The 18,696-nt window shown below is 48.5% G+C and carries 6 protein-coding genes; 3 read left to right on the top strand and 3 right to left on the bottom strand.

The annotated features are described in order from the left end of the window. Nucleotides 1–7,254, bottom strand: a 7,254-nt coding sequence (locus H6F76_RS17095; RefSeq protein WP_190510090.1) for a non-ribosomal peptide synthetase, incomplete at its 3' end; no start/stop codon positions are given. Between the two features lie 202 nt (nucleotides 7,255–7,456). On the opposite strand from H6F76_RS17095, the gene H6F76_RS17100 reads away from it, so the two are divergent. From H6F76_RS17100 to H6F76_RS17110, 3 genes are all read left to right on the top strand, one after another. Further along, nucleotides 7,457–8,434: an ABC transporter ATP-binding protein gene (locus tag H6F76_RS17100; protein ID WP_190510092.1), complete on the top strand. Its 978-nt coding sequence runs from the start codon at nucleotides 7,457–7,459 to the stop codon at nucleotides 8,432–8,434. After that, complete coding sequence (locus H6F76_RS17105; RefSeq protein WP_347240405.1) at nucleotides 8,431–9,213, top strand: ABC transporter permease; 783 nt, start codon at nucleotides 8,431–8,433, stop codon at nucleotides 9,211–9,213. The genes H6F76_RS17100 and H6F76_RS17105 overlap by 4 nt, the downstream gene beginning before the upstream one ends. Before the next feature lie 205 nt (nucleotides 9,214–9,418). Further along, on the top strand, nucleotides 9,419–14,905 hold the full coding sequence (locus H6F76_RS17110) for an ATP-binding sensor histidine kinase (protein WP_190510094.1): 5,487 nt from the start codon (nucleotides 9,419–9,421) through the stop codon (nucleotides 14,903–14,905). Nucleotides 14,906–15,057: 152 nt separating this feature from the next. Here H6F76_RS17110 and H6F76_RS17115 read toward each other — a convergent pair whose 3' ends face one another. Next, nucleotides 15,058–15,459 (bottom strand): response regulator, encoded by a 402-nt coding sequence (locus tag H6F76_RS17115; protein WP_190510096.1) that lies wholly within the window; start codon nucleotides 15,457–15,459, stop codon nucleotides 15,058–15,060. 100 nt (nucleotides 15,460–15,559) lie between these two features. Then, entirely contained in the window at nucleotides 15,560–18,685 is a 3,126-nt protein-coding gene (locus H6F76_RS17120; RefSeq protein ID WP_190510098.1) for a response regulator, read from the bottom strand. Nucleotides 18,686–18,696 lie beyond the last annotated feature (11 nt).

Below are 18,696 nucleotides of genomic sequence, written 5' to 3' on the forward strand. Positions count from 1 at the left end.
AGCCAGTTGATGCCAATCGATGTCGAGGCAAAGCATCTGTGCTTGATGGGGCGGGAGCCGATCGACTAGATGAGCCTGCGTCAGTAAAAGCGGCACTTGAGCATCGTCGAGCATGAACGCCAGACGCTCGGATGGGTAGCTGGGGTCGAAGGGGACATACGCTCCACCGGCTTTGAGGATGCCGAGGAGTCCGATGACCATCTCTAAGGAGCGATCGATGCAGATACCGATGAGGACATCGGGTTGCACACCGAGAGTTTGTAGGTAGTGAGCAAGTTGGTTTGCCCGTTGATTCAATGCCTGATAGGTGAGGTGTTGTCCTTCAAAGCTAACGGCGATTGCATCTGGAGTGCGTGCCACTTGAGCTTCGACCCACTGATGCAAACAAATGTCGAGCGGATAATCCACCTGGGTTTGGTTCCAGGTTTGCAACTGTTGTTGTTCGCCGATCGTGAGCAACGGTAAGGCTGCAAGCGTTTCATCCGGATTGGTCACAATGCCTTCTAGCAAGGTTTGAAAATGTCCGGCCATCCGAGCAATCGTCGCGGCGCTAAACAATTCTGTGCTATATGACAATTGACCAGTCAGCCCGTCTGCCCCTTCGCTGAGCGTGATCAACAAATCGCAGGTCACGGTGCCGTTGTCTATTGGGCTGGGGTACTGCACTGTCCAACCAGCAGTGTCATCCGACAAGGGGGGATCAAGGAGCAACATCACTTGATAGAGAGGATTTTGCCCCAAGCGTCGATCCGATCGCGCCACTTCGACTAGCTTCTGGAAAGGAACATGTTGATGGGTGTAAGCAGCCAGGGCAATTTCGCGTACTCTTACCAAAAGTTCTCGAAAAGTGGGATTGCCAGACAGATCTGACCGCAACACCAGGAAATTGGCAAAGAAGCCCAACACGTTCTCTAGCTCTGGGCGATCGCGCCCTGCCGTAATAAAGCCAACCGGAATATCGGTTTGCCCAGTATAGCGAGCGAGTAACGTTTGAAACGCTGCCTGCAAGGTAATAAACAGCGTCACGCTCTCTTTACGACAGAGCGCTTTCAGCTTGTCAGTTAACGCCTTAGAGAATGCGAGGCTGTGGCTGGCTCCAGCAAAGGTCGGGTTCGCAGGCGATGGGTAATCGGTAGGCAACTGCAATGTAGGCAGATCGGCGAGTTGCTGCTTCCAGTACGCTAAATGAGGTTCCAGAATGTCTGTCTGTAACCAGCGTCGTTGCCAGACAGCATAATCTGCATATTGAATCAGTAGTTCAGGCAGGGGAGAGGGTTTGCCAGCATGAAACGCCGCGTAGAGGGTGTCCAATTCTTGTAGAAAGATATAAAGAGAAAGCCCGTCGTAACTGATGTGATGCAGCGTGATGAAAAGCTGATAGTCGGTTTCGGTGTCTTGCACCAGGGTCGATCGCAGCAGTAAATCTGAGCCGAGATCAAAAGGACGCTGAACCTCTTCTGTCACCTGCCGAATGGCTTCTGCCTCTCGCTCTGCCTCTGGTAAATCTTGTAGATCAATGCGATGTAGGGTGAATTTTGTTGCTGCCTGCACCACTTGAATGGGTAATCCATCCACACTTGTATAAGTCGTGCGCCAAATTTCGTGTCGTCGCACAATTTCTTGCAGTGCTTGCTCTAGCGCTATCTGATTGAGTGACCCAGACCAGCGCAGAGCAAACGTATGGTTGTAGTAAGGCACGTCAGGCTGGAGTTGTGCCAGGACCCACATCATCTCCTGCGAAAACGATAGAGGCAGCGATCGATCACGCTGCACTGGGAGCAATGGGGGAGCCGTTTGTTGGTCGTTGCGCGCGCTTTCTGTTTCCAGATATTGAGCAAGGCTGGCGATCGTGGGCGCTTCAAACAAACTGCGTAGGGGCAGATCGACCTGAAAGATCGTGCGTAACCGAGAAATAATCTGCACGCCCAGCAGCGAGTGTCCACCCAACTCAAAGAAATTGGCGTGAGTGCTGACCTGCTCTAACCCCAAAACTTCTGCCCAAATCCCTGCCATCACTTCTTCAACGGCTGTACGGGGAGCCACAAAATCGGTTTCGGCTGCTGCTGAAGTTGGACTAAACGTCGGTAACGCTTTTCGATGCTGCTCTGCAACGCTGGCGCGATCAATTTTGCCATTGGGCGTCATGGGCAACGCCATGAGCAACATATAGGCAGATGGAATCATGTAGTCCGGCAGCTTTGCCTGCAAAAATTGCCGCACAGTTGCAGTTAACGTTCGCTGTAGCGTTCTTAAAAAGCCTTGTGCTTCTAGCAAGTGATGTACGGCTTGTTGCAGCAACGCCTGCTGGTCTGAAGTTAAGTTCAATTGAATGCCCGATCGCTGCTCTTGGTTCCAGGCGATCTGCCCTTCTAAAAACATAGGTTCTGAGGTGCTTGGCAACTGAAGGCATAGCTGCACAGGCTGCCCGTGCTGCCAATCGTCAGGCGCATCCACAAAACAGATCCCTCCTACAGAGAGGTCTTCTGTGCATAGCTCCAGGGTGCGATCGCCACTTTCTACCCGGCAGGGAATCTGCATCGGCACACGATCGGGAATAAGGTTGGAAACGACATAAGCAACCAGTCGCTTATTGCCTTGAGCATCATCACTGGCAAGGACAACCGCTTCTTGCACATCAGGGTGTTGTCCCAAGGCGGATTCAATTTCACCCAACTCCACTCGAAAGCCACGCACTTTTACCTGCTGATCAAGGCGACCAAAGTACTCTAGATTGCCATCGGGACGGAACCGAACAAGATCACCTGTTTTGTAAAGTCGGGGAGTGGGGAGTGGGGAGTGGGGAGTGGGAGATGCGTTTCCAGGCTCTAAGAATGGATTGGGAATAAACTTCTCTGTGGTCAATTCTGGACGGTTGAGATAGCCTCGCGCTAAGCCTGCACCCCCAATGTGAAGTTCACCAGGAACGCCGATCGGCACAGGCTGCAAGTCCTGATCCAACACATAGACTTCAACATTAGATAAAGAACGACCGATGGGAATAGTTGTTTTGTCAGTGATAGAAAGATGCGAGAGAGAAGCTGCTGTCGCTACGATCGTAGCCTCAGTTGGTCCATAGGTATTCATCAGCTTGGGATAATCACCAACATAGGCATTCCAGGTTGTAACTTGTGCCGGAAGTGCCGCTTCGCCGCCAATGATGACCAACCGCAGAGATTCTGGCAATTTGAGCCGGGCTGATGCTAACTGCGTGGTGAGTTGATGCCAGTAGGCAGTTGGCAGATCCAACACAGTTAGGTTCAACGCCTGACACTGGTGGAGAAAGGTTGCTACCGAACCTAACATCTCATCGGTACGCAGCACCAACGTTCCACCCGTCGTCAAGCAGGGATAGATCTCTTCAGCCGCCGTATCGAAACTGATGGAAGCAAATTGCAACACGCGATCGCGGGCTGTTATTTCATAGGTTGCGATCGCAGCTTGGGTGAAGTTGACGAGCGATCGATGCTCAATCATCACCCCTTTTGGTTTGCCCGTAGACCCAGAGGTGTAAATCACATAAGCAAGATGGTTGGGTTGTACGTGATGAATGAGGTTTCCACACGGTTGTTGAGCAATGGTTGTCCAATCTTGATCGAGGCAAACAATGGGTGCGTTGGCTTCTGGCAATGTCGCCAACCACTTTGCTTGGGTTAGCAAGACTTCAACCTGAGAATCGTTCACCATCGCGGCGATTCGCTCTTTAGGATAAGTTGGATCAAGCGGCACGTAGGCTCCGCCCGCTTTGAGGGTGCCAAGCAAACCCACAATCATCTCAGGCGATCGTTCCACACACAAACCAACCAGACTTTCTGGTTTAACGCCCAACTGCTGGAGGTAATGTGCTAACTGATTGGCGCGATCGTTCAACTCTTGATAGGTCAATTGTGTTTGATGGAACACCACAGCAATCGCGTGTGGTGACTGTTTGACCTGTGCTTCAAATTGCTCATGAATACACAAATTTGTGGTGTAAGCAGCGTCAGTCTTATTCCATGCTGCCAATAATGTCTGTTCAGTTGTAGTAAGAATTGGCAATTCCGACAAGCGGCGTTCAGGATAAGCAACCATTCCTTCCAACAGGGTTTGATAATGGTCTGCCATTCGAGCGATCGTGTCGGCATGAAACAGTTCAGCATTGTACTCCCAAATGCCCAGCAGTCCGTGTTCGGTGTATTCCAGTGACAACGTTAAATCAAACTGTGCCAATCCCTGTTCCGTATTTTCCACTGCAATCGTCAAATCTAACCGTGCCCCATTCTCAAGCTGAAGGGGATGCAGCGTTACGCCGGCTAATTCGAGTGATGGGGTGGGTGCGTTTTGCAAGACAAACATCACTTGAAACAAGGGCGTATGACTCAGATTTCTAGCGGGCTGAAGTGCCTCAACCAATTGCTCAAAGGGCAAATCTTGATGAGCGTAAGCTTCTAATGCAACTTCCCGCACTCGCTTCAGCAAGTCTAGAGCTGTGGGATTGCCCGATAGATCAGTCCGCAGCACTAATGTATTGATGAAGAAGCCAATCAGCGCTTCTACTTCTGCTCGATGACGATTGGCGATCGGCGAACCCACCACTACATCCGGTTGCCGCGTGTAGCGATACAGCAAGAGTTGAAACGCAGCCAGAAGCGTCATAAAGGGCGTGACACCCATCTGCCGACTCAACTGCTCGATCGATTGGTTGAGCGCAGCGGGTAAGAGAAACGACTGAACACCACCCCGAAACGTTTGCACTGAGGGACGCGGATAGTCGGTGGGCAATTCCATCACCGCAGGAGCACCTGCAAGCTGTTGTTTCCAATAGGCAAGTTGCTCCAGCCCGTGATGTTGCATCCACTGCCGCTGCCACTGGGCAAAATCAGCATATTGAATTGCGAGTTTAGGTAAGGTCGAGGGTCGATTGAGCGCATACGCCTCATAAAGTGCTGCCAACTCTTGAATCAACACCCCGATCGACCATCCATCAGAAATAATGTGATGCATCGTCAGCAGAAGGATGTATTCTGCGTCGTCTATCTGCCAGAGATGACAACGAAACAGCGCTCCCTGAGCCAGATCGAATGGTTGTTGTGCGGCTTCAATGACGTGGTTTTGGGCGATGGCTTCCCGCTCCTGTTGTGGCAGCGATCGCAAATCCATCACGCATAACGGCACTCTTAGCGTTGGCGCAATGACCTGAAACGGTTGCCCTTCTGAGGCGACAAATGTTGTTCTTAAGGATTCATGACGCTGAACAATTTCATTTAAACTTTGCTCAAGCGCTGCCAAATTCAGCGATCCATTTAATCGTAATGCTTGTGGAATATTGTAAAACGCGCTATTCGGCACCAATTGATCCAGAAACCACAATCGCTGTTGTGCAAAGGAAAGCGGTAGGTTTTTGGTGCGGGGAATGGGCTGGATGGTGTTAACGCGCGATCGCTCTATTCCCATAGCGTCTAAATGCTCGGCGAGTGCAGCGATCGTGGGCGCATTGAATAAATGTCGCAGCGGTAATTCCATCTGAAAGACATCCCGAATGCGCGACACAACTTGCGTTCCCAACAGAGAATGTCCGCTCAGTTCAAAGAAGTTATCGGTAATGCCAACCCGCTCTAGCTTCAACACCTCTGCCCAAATGCTCACCAACTGAGTTTCAGTCGTGGTATTGGGAGGAATATATTCGGTGGATTCAATCGTGGTGGGATTGGGTGCGGGCAACGCACGGCGATCGATCTTGCCATTCACTGTCAGTGGCAATGTTTCTAAGAGAACAAAAGCAGCAGGCACCATATAAGCAGGCAGTTTCTCCTGCATAAAGACGCGAAGCTGAAGCGTCAATGGGTCAAGGCTTCTTGACTTCAGCACCACATACGCCACTAACTGTTTATCACCCAGAATATCCTCCCGCGCAACAACTACAGCCGTTTCCACCTGAGGATGTTGTCCTAACAGCGCTTCTAGCTCTCCCAATTCGATCCGAAAGCCCCGAATCTTGACTTGATCATCAATTCGCCCCAGATACTCTAAGTTGCCATCGGGAAGCTGACGAACGAGATCGCCAGTTCTGTAGAGAATGGGAGTGGGGAGTGGGGAGTGAGGAGTGGGGGATGTTTCCCCACAATTTAAGAAGGGATTGGGAATAAACTTTTCAGCCGTTAAATTAGGACGATTTAAATAACCCCGCGCAAGACCGGCTCCACCGATGCAGAGTTCGCCAGGATCACCTGGAGAAACAGGCTCTAAATGTTGATTCAGTACGTAGGTTTGAATATTGGCGATCGCTTTCCCAATTGGCAACTCAACGGTTGGATCGATCGCGACCTCAGACAAATCATACAGCGTGGCAATAATAGTGGATTCGGTTGGACCGTAAGTGTTTAACAGACGAATTCGTTTCCCAACCTGTTGTTGCCACAGTGCCAAGCGTGTGGGTAACGCCTTCTCTCCACCAATAATGACAAGGCGGAGATTCGCAGGCATGGTTAGCCGATCGTCTAAGCGAGCAGTAACTTCGTGCCAGTAAGCGGTTGGCAAACTGAGGACTGACAGCTTCCAGGTTTCACAGGCTTGTAGAAAGGTGGAAACCGATGCCAACATGAACTCAGATCGCAGCACCAGAGTTGCCCCAATGCAGAGACATGGGTAGATTTCTTCGGCACTGGCATCAAAGCTAATCGACGCAAATTGCAGAACCCGATCTCGATCGGTCATTTCATAAGCATTAATCACGGCTTGCGTGTAGTTCATGAGCGATCGATGCTCAATCATCACCCCTTTGGGTTTTCCCGTTGAACCTGATGTATAGATGATGTATGCCAGATTTGCTGCCGTTGCTTGCGATGCTAAATTCTCCACGTCATAGTGAGCGATCGTCTCCCAATCGGCATCAAGGCAAAGCACCTGAAGGTGATGATCAGGCAACGATGACAGCGTTCCCGTTTGAGCCAGCAGCACGGATACTTGAGAATCTTCCAACATCCAGGCAAGCCGCTCTTTAGGATATGCCGGGTCTAGCGGCACGTAAGCGCCACCCGCTTTAAGAATGGCAAGGATGCCCACCAGCATTTCCAGAGAGCGATCGACACACAAGCCCACCAGCACATCAGGACCAACCCCCAGCGTTTGAAGATGCCGAGCAAGCTGATTAGCGCGGGCGTTTAACGCTTGATACGTTAGCTGCCCTTGTTCGCAAGTAACTGCAATTGCGGAAGGCGATCGCTGTACTTGGGCTTCAAACAGGCTGTGAATCAATGCTTCCCTGATGTTGCTGGTCATGCAGTTTTTATGATTAGAACAGGTCAATAAATTAAGCCACCGTAGTGTTCCCTATAAACATAACGACTGACCTACAAAGCCAGATTGATAGAAAGAGTTGCAATAAAACAAGATTTTGGAGCAAAGCTGAGCTTTCCTTAGCAACGTGGGCATTCTACAGAACAATGTGGCAACGTCTCTCTAGGTGTCTGGTGTAATGCTTATGCGTCAACTCTTCCTAAATCACCGTCGAGCGAAGGTTGACCATGAACCGATCGCAGGGCATCTATCGCCGACAGCACTGGTTGCTCATAATTTGTGCAAGTCCTACGGCAATCGCCCAGTTGTACAAGATGTCTCCTTCACGCTGGAAGCTGGAGAAATTTTGGGCTTTCTAGGACCCAATGGTGCTGGCAAAACCACCACGATCGGAATGCTTTACGGTGCGGTAATTCCCGATCGCGGCTTCGTACAGCTCGACGGCTGGCAGGTGCAAACTCAAGGGCAGCAAGCGCGTTCCCACATGGGCATTGTCACCCAGGAAGACAACCTTGACCCCGAACTAACGGTCTTTGAGAATCTCGTCTTTTTCGCCAATTACTACCGCATCACGGGGCAAGCGGCGCGTCTGCGGGCTGGAGAATTGCTGGCTCAAGTGGGGCTGCAAGAGTACGGTAAGTACACGCCTGATGAGCTTTCTGGCGGCTTGAAGCGCCGCGCCGTTTTGGCAAGAGCGTTAATCAACAGACCCCGCATTGTGTTTTTGGATGAACCCACCACCGGGCTTGACCCCGATGCACGACAGGAATTTTGGAAGCTAGTGAGTCAATTGAAGCAAGACGGCTGCGGAGTACTGTTGACGACCCACTATATGGATGAAGTGCAGCGCTTGTGCGATCGACTGCTGCTGCTACAGCAAGGTCAGGTTGTTGATCAAGGTACACCAGCAGCATTGATTGAGCGCATTATTGGGTCAGAAGTCGTGGAAATTGCTGGAGTTGCTGAACCGCTGCTGCAACAACTTGCAACACAAACGGGCGTGTGGTGTCGTCCCTTTGGCAGCAGTTACCTATTAACGTTGCCCCATGAATCCGATGAGCTATGGCAACAACTGGTCAGTACACAGCCAACCAGCTTGACTCGCCGCCACGCCAATTTAGAAGATGTCTTTCTCCGGCTTACAGGTCGGTCTTTACAGTGAAAATTCGTTCAACCGTTACGCTTTGGGGTGTTTATTCTGTCTGGCGGCGGCACGTAAAGGTGTTTCAAAATACCTGGATTGTCAACTTTTTGCCGCCAATTCTTGAGCCGATCGTGTACTTAGTTTCATTCGGCATCGGTTTAACTCCACTTATCGGCAACGTTACCTATGAAGGACAAACCATTAGTTATCTTGCCTTTCTCGCTCCCGGTATGATCGCCGCAGGGGCACTCTACCCATCCTTCTTTGAAGGGTCTTATGGCACCTTCATTCGGTTACGCTTTGAAAAGATTTGGCAGGCAATGTTGACCGCGCCCCTAACCTTTACAGAAGTGTTTTTGGGCGATTGGTTATGGGCAGCGACGCGTGGAACGGTGGTCGGCTTTATGACAGGCATGGTAGCCGTTGTATGGGGACTTTACTCGTTTTGGCATCTACTCCTGTCACTACCACTTATTTTTTTAGGTAGCTTATTGTTTGCCGCGATCGGACTGTTTACAGCCGGTTGCGTTAAAACGATGGATCAGGTGAATATCCCTGTCTTTCTGCTTATTATCCCGATGTTCACATTTTGCGGTACTTATTTTCCTCGCAATACTCTCCCACCTCTGTTGAAGACCATTACCGGACTTTTCCCGCTTTCTGCCTTTACAGATCTGTTGCGGTGGTCACTGGGTTTACCTAGTTTTTGGCTATTGGAATTGCTATGGATGTTTCTATGTACGATAGTCTTTGGTATTTTAGCTTGGCGACGAATTTATCCTCAGTTATTTCGTTAATTTTTTGACACAAAGGCTTGCTTGAAACACTATCTAAACCAGCACTTTGGGCAATAGAGTTCAGTAATTTTGTCGAAGTTGACAGAGCAAGACGTATCAGACAATAAAAACGTAAAACGCTGTAATGGTGGGATGCTTGCAAGACAGAGCCCTACTAATTGCAGTGTTTCACGTTACATACAAACCTATATCAATTGGCACGATTATGATGAATAGCTCAAATTACAGTATTACAAGCAAAGTTTATGAGAATGTCAACACTGTTATTTATCGTGGTCAAGCGAAAGAGAGCGGCCAACCTGTTGTCATTAAAACCTTAAGATCTGATGATCCGACACATAGAGAAATCGCTAGACTACGGCATGAATATGAGCTTTCAAAGGACCTCAATATCAAAGGTATTGTCCAGCCGTATGCTTTAGATAAGTTCGGCGCAGGAGAAGCATTAATTCTTGAGGATTTTGATGGTGAGTCTTTAAGAGTATTTTTGTCTGCCAGAACGCTCGCTATAAAAGATTTTTTGTCGATCGCCATTCAACTAGCAGAAACACTGGGGGAACTACACCAGAAAAATATTATTCACAAAGATATTAAGCCGCAAAATATTATTATTAATCCTGCTACAGGGCAGGTCAAGATTACAGATTTCTCGATCGCTTCTCGCCTGTCTAGAGAAAACCAAACCATTAATGATCTCAATTTACTAGAAGGAACGCTGGCTTACATGTCGCCGGAGCAAACTGGGCGCATGAACCGTTCCCTTGACTACCGCACAGACTTCTATTCGCTAGGAGTTACATTCTACGAAATGCTTACAGGGCAGCTTCCCTATGTCGCAACCGACGCAATGGAACTAGTGCACTGCCACATTGCCAAAAATGCTCTTCCACCTCATGGGCTTAGCCCACAGATTCCTCAAGTTCTCTCTGCGATCGTTATGAAGCTGTTAGCAAAAACGGCTGAAGATCGCTACCAGAGCGCTTACGGCATTAAGGTAGACTTAGAGACTTGCCTGAAGCAGCTAGAGACTACAGGTGTCGTTGAAGACTTTACACTCGGTCTCCATGATATCTCTGCTAAATTCCAAATTCCACAGAAGCTCTATGGTCGGGAGCAAGAAGTTGCGGTTCTACTCGCTGCCTTCGATCGCGTAGCAAGTGTCGGGAGTGGGCAGGAATCTCTCCCCACTCCCTCACGTAGTGAACTCATGCTAGTGGCGGGCTATTCTGGCATTGGCAAATCGGCTTTAGTCAATGAAATTCATAAGCCAGTTGTGCGCCAGCGCGGCTATTTTATTGCCGGGAAATTTGATCAGTTTAAGCGAAACATTCCTTATACATCTCTAATTCAGGCATTTCAAGCATTAATTCGTCAAATCCTTACAGAAAGTGAAACTCAAGTTCAGGTTTGGAGAGATCAACTAATCACGGCTCTTAGCCCAAATGGTCAGGTGATCATTGATGTTATTCCTGAGGTTGAGCTAATCATTGGAGCACAACCAGCAGTACCTCAATTAGGCTCATCGGAAACTCAAAATCGCTTCAATCTAGTTTTTCAACAGTTTCTGAATGTCTTTGTTCAAAAAGAGCATCCTCTGGTTCTCTTTCTTGATGATTTACAGTGGGCTGATTCTGCTTCCCTCAAGCTGCTGCAACGGCTAATGACGGCTTCAGAACAGCAATGCTTACTGTTGCTTGGAGCCTATCGCGATAACGAGGTGAATGCAACGCATCCCTTGACGCTGGCATTAGAAGAAATTCAGAACACAGGGACGGTTGTTAATACGATTACTTTGGCTCCACTAGCCGTCAATGATGTAAATCAATTAGTGGCTGATACATTGCACTGCAACACAGCTAAGTCTAGACCGCTTGCTAAACTTTTGCTTCGTAAAACTGAGGGAAATCCCTTCTTCTTAACTCAGATGCTCTCCTCGCTGTATCAAGAAAACTTGCTGTCTTATAATGTGAACTCTGGAGATTGGCAGTGGACGCTTGAGCAAATTCAGCAGGTGAAAAGTACAGACAATGTTGTGGAGTTAATGGTTAGTAAGTTACAGAAGCTACCCGATGTGACGCAAAACGTACTAAAGTTGGCGGCTTGTATTGGCAGCACGTTTAACCTCAATTTGCTGGCGATCGTCAATGAAAAAGCGTTATCTACGACAGCAGCAGAATTATGGGAAGCCTTACAGACTGGGCTAGTCTTACCGCTCAGCGATACCTACAAATTAGCGCTTATTGATCCTTTAAAGTCTGACCTTTCCACTGGAGAAGATGAACTAGATATCAGCTACCAATTTCTCCATGATCGCGTGCAGCAAGCCGCCTATTTTTTGATTCCTGAGGAACGTAAAAAGGAAACGCACTTAAAAGTGGGGCGATTGCTGCTGAAATCTATAAAACCAGCAGAGCGAGAAGAAAAAATTTTCGATCTGGTCAATCAGCTAAACATCGGCATTGACTTGATGAATCATCAAGCTGAAAGAATCAAATTAGCAGCATTGAATTTGCTGGCTGGTCGCAAAGCAAAAGCAGCAACGGCTTATGAACCCGCGCTAAAGTATCTCATCACAGGTTTAGCTTTATTAGCAGATGATAGTTGGCAGAACCAGTATGAGCTAACTTCTGCTCTATACATTGAGACGGTTGAAGTTGAGTACTTGAATACCCACTTTGAACGAGCAGAGCAGCTTGCTGAAGTCGTTCTAGAACATACTCAAGATCTATTGCAGAAAGTCAAGGTATACCAGACCAAGATTTATTTCAACATTGCTCGGAATCAAATGTTGAACGCGATCGCCACTTCTTTACAAGTGTTGGAGATGTTAGGTGAAAGTTTAACTCAAGAAGCACCCAAGGAAATCGTAGTTGAGGATTTAATTCATCTGCCAGAGATGACTGATCCTTATAAACTAGCAGCAATGGAAATTTTGATTACGCTGTTAACTCCTTGCCTCAATGCTAAACCAGACCTAATTCCAGCAATGTCGTTTACGCTAGTTAGCCTGGCGATGCGTCACGGTAATTCGTCCTTTGCGGCAATGGGTTATGCCTTGTACGGGTTAATTCTCTGTGGCGGTTTAAGCCGCATTGAAGAAGGATACCGCTTTGGTCAACTAGGTTTGAAATTGCAGGAGCAGTTTCATGCTAAAGAGTTAGAGGCAAAAGTAATCAACATTTTTAACGTCTTTATCAGACATTGGAAAGAGCCTGCACAAACTACTATTAATCCTTTATTGGCAGGAATACAGGCAGGGCTAAACACGGGCGATATAGAGTATGCCTGCTACAACTCCACATCCTACTGTAACTATCTATTTTTCGTTGGAGAACCGTTAGGTGAGGTTAATCAAAAGCAAGCAAAGTATATCGAGTTGCTGCTAAGCCTCAAGCAGGAGTATCAAATTTACTTTACTCAGATTATCCGGCAGCTTGTTTTAAATCTGCTTGATGAAGTGGATGATTGCACTTGTCTAGTCGGTAAAAGCTTTAACGAGCTAGAAATGGTGCCCATTTTTATCGAAACGAAAATGGGTACACTGCTTTTTCTTACCTATCTTGCAAAAACGATTCTGCTTTATATTCTCAAAGATTATGACCAGGCACTTGCCTATGCTCAGAAAGCAGCACCCTACCACGGCAACATGGTAGGTTTTATGCAGTTTGTTGAGTATAACTTCTACTACTCGCTATCACTTCTAGCCGTTTACGAGAGTGTAGGCACAGAGAAAAAGGCACAATATCTGGAAAAAGTTAATAGCAATCAGATTCAACTTAAACAATGGGCTTTTCACGCCCCGGCAAACTATCAGCACAAGTATGAGTTGGTAGAAGCAGAAAAAGCGAGGGTTTTAGGTCAAGCGCTAGAGGCGATGAGCGGCTACGATTACGCTATTAAAGCGGCAAAAGAACAGGGCTATCTTCACGAAGAGGCGATCGCGAACGAGGCGGCAGAAAATTTCTATCGTTCACAGGGACGAGAAGAAATTGCCCATCTCTATCTCACGAAGGCGTATCACAGCTATGTCCACTGGGGTGCGATCACTAAAGTGAAAGCCCTAGAGAAAACGTATTCTAACCTAGCGGCTCGACCCACCTTTGATTCACCAACGATCAGGCTGACCACTTCTAAAACCGCTTCGACCGTAATTACAGGTGGCTTGAGTGCTTTAGATTTAACGACGATTGTAAAAGCATCGCAAGCGATCGCAGGCGAAATCGTGCTTAGTAAACTGCTGGATAAATTGCTAACAATTGTGATGGAAAATGCAGGTGCTCAGACAAGTTGCCTGATTCTGGAACGAGCGGGTCAGCTCATGGTGGAGGCAACTGGAAGTGTGGAAAAAGATGGCATTACACTGTGGCAACCACAGCTTGTTTCTACAAACCAGCAGCTACCGATAACAGTCATTAATTATGTGGCAAGAACCCAAGAAACGCTGGTGCTTAACGATGCGACACAAGAAGAAAAATTCGCACGTGATCCCTATATTGCTAAAACACGATCGAAGTCAATTCTATGTACCCCCATTGTTAATAAAGGCAAGCTGATTGGTCTGCTTTACCTTGAAAACAACTTAACTACAGGAGCCTTTACGCCCGAACGGCTGGAAATTTTGAAATTGCTTTCCTCGCAAGCCGCAATCTCATTAGAGAATGCACTACTATATAGCAATTTAGAAGTGGTGACTCAAGACTTGCAGCAAGCGAATGTGCAGCTAGCAGACCACAGCCGCACACTAGAGCAAAAAGTAGAGCAACGGACATTGGAATTGCAAGCGAAAAACGGACAGCTTGAATCAACCTTAGATGAGCTGAAGCAGACACAGATTCAGTTGATTCAAACAGAAAAGATGTCAAGCTTGGGTCAGTTAGTAGCGGGTGTTGCTCATGAAATTAATAACCCAGTTAACTTTATTCATGGCAATTTAGATCATGCGAGTCGCTATACGCATGATTTGCTAGACCTGATTCAGCGTTATCGGCAGCAATATCCTCATGCAACTCCTGAGCTTCAAAAGTTAGCAGAGGAGATGGATTTAGAGTTTCTTATTCAAGATCTTCCTAAAATCCTGAATTCGATGCATGTTGGGGCTGATCGTATTCGTCAAATTGTTTTATCACTCCGAAATTTCTCGCGTTTAGATGAGTCTGACATGAAGTCAGTCAATATTCATGAAGGAATTGAAAGCACCTTACTTCTACTACAGCACCGACTCCAACGGAAAGGAAGCTCTAGCATTGAAGTTGTGAAAGAGTACGGTAACTTACCCCTCGTTGAGTGCTACGTCGGGCAGCTCAATCAAGTGATCATGAATATTCTCAGTAATGCGATCGACGCACTAGAGATCTACAACCAGCAGCAGACTCATAAACTATTACAGAAGTCCGAGCAGCCTCAGCCCGTTTTTGGCATTGTCAGAATTTGTACAGAAACACTCAGCAACGATTGGGTCAGAATCCGCATTATTGACAATGGACCTGGAATGAGTGAGGAAGTGCGTAGTAAGTTATTTGACCCGTTTTTCACCACAAAGCCTATCGGTGCTGGTACAGGTATGGGGCTGTCCATTAGCTATCAAATTGTCGCTAACAAGCATCGTGGTCATCTCCAATGTGAGTCAGCTCCAGGACAAGGTGCAGAGTTTATCGTTGAAATTCCTGTTCAGCAGAAAACTAAGTTCTCCTAGAGCGTGCCCCGCTTGCAAAAGCTTACTAGGGGAAGAATTAGCTTACAGCGGTGTTGTTCGTCGTTCCAAAAGAAGAAGGGCTGAGCTGAAGCCTAGAAGCGGTTAAGCGGTTTGACAGCAACAGCTTGCACTTTCCAGCATTGGCACGTTCCTCAAGACACAGGCTGTAGGATGGCTCGTATCCGGTTCAGCAGCAGATCGAAATCTATGGGTTTGCGAACAAAATCATCAGCTCCGGCATCAAAACCATCAGCAGGTTCGGGGTCGCTGTGACCTGTCACCAGAAGCACTGGAATAAACGGCAGCGCAGGATCATGTCGTAGCTGACGAGTCACTTCAAAGCCGTCCATGCCAGGCATCATCACGTCCAGCAGTACCAGATCTGGCGGACAAGTTGTAATTTTATGCAGTGCCGCAGGACCGCTATCAGCTACTTCCACCTGATACCCTTCGCTCTTCAACATAGTTTGCAGGAGAAAGCAGTTATCGGGAAGATCATCAACCACCAGAATGCGATCGACTTTAGGCGGTCTTTCAGACGGGTTACCCTGCATGGCGTGAAGCTTTACTTAGTGAAGTTGCTGAAGAACTCACTTGATTGTCTCCATAGAAACGGCTTACAGACTCTAACGGTAGAGCTATCCCTCTTTAAGATTACTTGTGCTTAAGGAGACTAGCGATCGCCTCTACCAAGATCGCTGGCTCTACAGGTTTTGTAACGTGAGTTTGAAACCCTGCTTGTAGTGCTTTTTGCCGATCTACTTCAGCAGCATAGGCTGTCAGCGCGATTGCTGGCACGGTGCCACCCTGATCAGCTGGGCGTAAGCGAATCTGCTGGATCAGCATATAGCCATCAATGCCTGGCATACCGACATCACTAACGAGCACATCTGGTATAAATTGCTCCAGCGCTTGTAACGCTGCTAAACCAGAATCAACCGCTGTTACGATTGCCCCCTTTTGTTGCAGCAGAAAGGCTTGAAACTGACGGGTATCGGGGTCGTCATCCACAAGTAAAATTTGCAGGTTTTCTAACGGTGTTTCTGTCTCTGTTTGGTCACGGGCTTGCTCAGAGACGATCGACACTGCCTGCTGCACGACTGGTAATTGCACGATGAAGGTAGCACCTTGATTTTCACCCTGGCTTTCTGCCGTTATGGTACCGCCATGCATTTCCACAATTTGGCGGACGATCGCCAGCCCCAGCCCTAACCCACCAAAGCGGCGAGTGGTAGAACCGTCTTCTTGCCGAAAATACTCAAAGACATGAGGCAGAAAGCTGGCATGAATGCCCTTACCTGTATCCATCACCCGCAGTTGAGCGACTTGACCCAGTTGCCGTAGTTCAACCGTTATCTGTCCACCGTTGGGTGTGAACTTAGTTGCATTAGTTAGCAAGTTCCAGACCACTTGCTGTAAGCGAGCGACATCGCCAGAGACGGGTGCAAGCGGGCTGGCAATGTCAAGCGTGATCCGAATGTTCTTCGCTTCTGCTGTCAAGCGCACGGTTTCGACCGCTGCCGCAATCACGTAGGTCAAATTGACAGGAGCCACTGTTAACAACAGCTTGCCTTGCATAATGCGGGAAATGTCAAGCAAGTCTTCAATCAGTTGTGATTGCAGTAGAGCGTTGCGTTCGATCGTTGCCAGTGCGTCAGCTTGACGGGCAGCATCGAGCTTGCCTGATTGCAGCATCCGTGCCCAACCCAAGATAGGGTTGAGGGGCGATCGCAGCTCGTGCGACAGTACGGCTAAAAATTCATCCTTAACCTGGTTGGCTCGTTGTAGCTCCTCTGCCTGTTGTTGAATCGACTGGATTAAATTGGCTCGTTCAAGGGCGATCGCCATTTGGTCGCAAGTAGATTGCAACAGGTCGAGTTCTTCAGGGGTGAAGCTAGTGCGAGTGCGGCTTGCAAAAGAAAGGGTTCCTAGTAACTGTCCCTGCACAATCAAGGGTTGCCCTGCATAAGCGGTAAAGGCACTTGAGCAAAGCGGCTTGGCACTGGGATGGGTAGCAATTTGCGCTTGATCAAGGACAATTTGCTGCTTATGCAGGGCAACCTGTCCACAGAGGTACTGACCAAACTCAATCCACTCGATCGAGTGCGCTTCTGCATCAGTAATCCCTTCATAGCTCCTCAGATGCAGCATAGGGCAGTTGTCTTTTTCCTCAACCAGGTAGCTGTAGTAGCAATGCAAATCTAGCTGGGCTGAGAGTTTGCTAAACAGGTTGTGCATCAGCATGAGCGGTTGCTCGGTCGCGAGTAAATCGCTGGTAGTGTTATAAAGCAACCGGAAGCGTTCGTCTGCTTGCCGTTGTGCCGTTTTGTCCTGCATGATTTTGACCAACCCTTGCAGATCGCCTGTTTCCGATTGCAAGGGCATCATTAAGCCACTGCCCCAAAAGCGGCTGCCGTCTTTTCGCACATGCCAGCGTTCATTGATTGCCTGTCCTTCCGCCAGGGCAGTTTTCATCTCCAGGTCGGCTTTTCCCTGTTCAATGTCTTCTGGCGTGAAAATAATGCTGCCGTGACAACCAATGATTTCGGCTTCTTGATACCCTACTAAGCGTTCAGCACCAGCGTTCCAGCTTGTAATCATGCCATTGAGATCGAGGGTGAAAATGGCATATTCTTTGGCACTGTCAACCACTAACCGAAAGCGGGCTTCACTCGCGCGCAGGTCAGCTTCGGTTTGCTTGCGATCGCTGATATCGTAGGAGACTACTAGCGCTGCGTCAATTTCACCCCGATTGTTGCGTAACGGTGCACCATGTGAGACGTAATAGCGATCGTGGCTATAATGCTCCACGGTGAATGATTCGCCACCAAGGGCTTGGCGGTAGGAGGGTTCGTATCGTTTAGCAAGGATAGGGTCGAGGGCCTCCCAGAGCGTTTTACCCACAAAGTCTCCAGCCGTCAGACCTGCCTCTTGGAGTGCTTTGCCCTCTGCCAGCAGATAGCGCAACTCGTGATCCACAATGAAGACAGCCGCATTCGGCAAGTTAGCAGCCACTGTGCGAAAGCGGGCTTCGTTCTGGCGCACAGCAAGACTGGCACGATCGCGCTCAAACGCAATGCTGGCAATTTGAGTGCCAAAGTTTGCCAATTGATTTTCCCAGGGGGTTGGCAGCCGCGCCTCATCAAACGCTAGCATCAGCGAACCGAGAGGTAGACCGTCTGCGCCCAGCACAGGTGTACAATGACACGCTAGAGTACCGTGAGCCTCGCACAAATCTTGTTGGACATCCGGCTGCAAGAAGCAGGCGTACGTGCGGGGACTCAGCCGAGACACAGAGGCACATACCGCTGCAAGACAGACCTCTAAAGGTTGCCCTGAGGCAATGAGTTCCAGCAGTTGTTTCTGCTCGACCAGCATCTGTTCTGCCTGTTTGCGTTCGCGTCGTTCCTGGGCTTCCTGCAAGGCTCGCTGCACGCAGAGCACCAACCGCCCCAGCCGTTGTTTAAGCACATAATCGGTTGCTCCGCGTTTGAGGGTTTCGATCGCCACTTCCTCGCCCAAACTGGCAGAGACGAAAATAAAGGGCACATCAGGACATAGATTATTGGCAATTTCTAGTGCCGTAATGCCATCAAACCCAGGCAGGGCATAAGCCGCCAGAATCAAGTCAAACACCTGGTTTTTAAGCGCTGTTACAAAGTCGGCACGAGTGTCTACCCGCAGCAGCTCATGGTTAATACCGCCGTCCGTCAGCATACTTTGGATAGCTTTTGTATCCTGTAGCTTGTCTTCGAGCAGGAGAAACTGGAGTGCTGACATTAGTGTGTCTT

It is taken from the genome of Leptolyngbya sp. FACHB-321, assembly GCF_014695975.1.
In the GTDB taxonomy this organism is placed as follows: domain Bacteria; phylum Cyanobacteriota; class Cyanobacteriia; order Leptolyngbyales; family Leptolyngbyaceae; genus Stenomitos.

Bases quoted from the DNA above. Each gene is read 5' to 3' on its own strand.
- H6F76_RS17100 (WP_190510092.1), top strand. From the start codon at position 7,457: ATGCGTCAACTCTTCCTAAATCACCGTCGAGCGAAGGTTGACCATGAA.
- H6F76_RS17110 (WP_190510094.1), top strand. From the start codon at position 9,419: ATGATGAATAGCTCAAATTACAGTATTACAAGCAAAGTTTATGAGAAT.
- H6F76_RS17115 (WP_190510096.1), bottom strand. From the start codon at position 15,459: ATGCAGGGTAACCCGTCTGAAAGACCGCCTAAAGTCGATCGCATTCTG.
- H6F76_RS17120 (WP_190510098.1), bottom strand. From the start codon at position 18,685: ATGTCAGCACTCCAGTTTCTCCTGCTCGAAGACAAGCTACAGGATACA.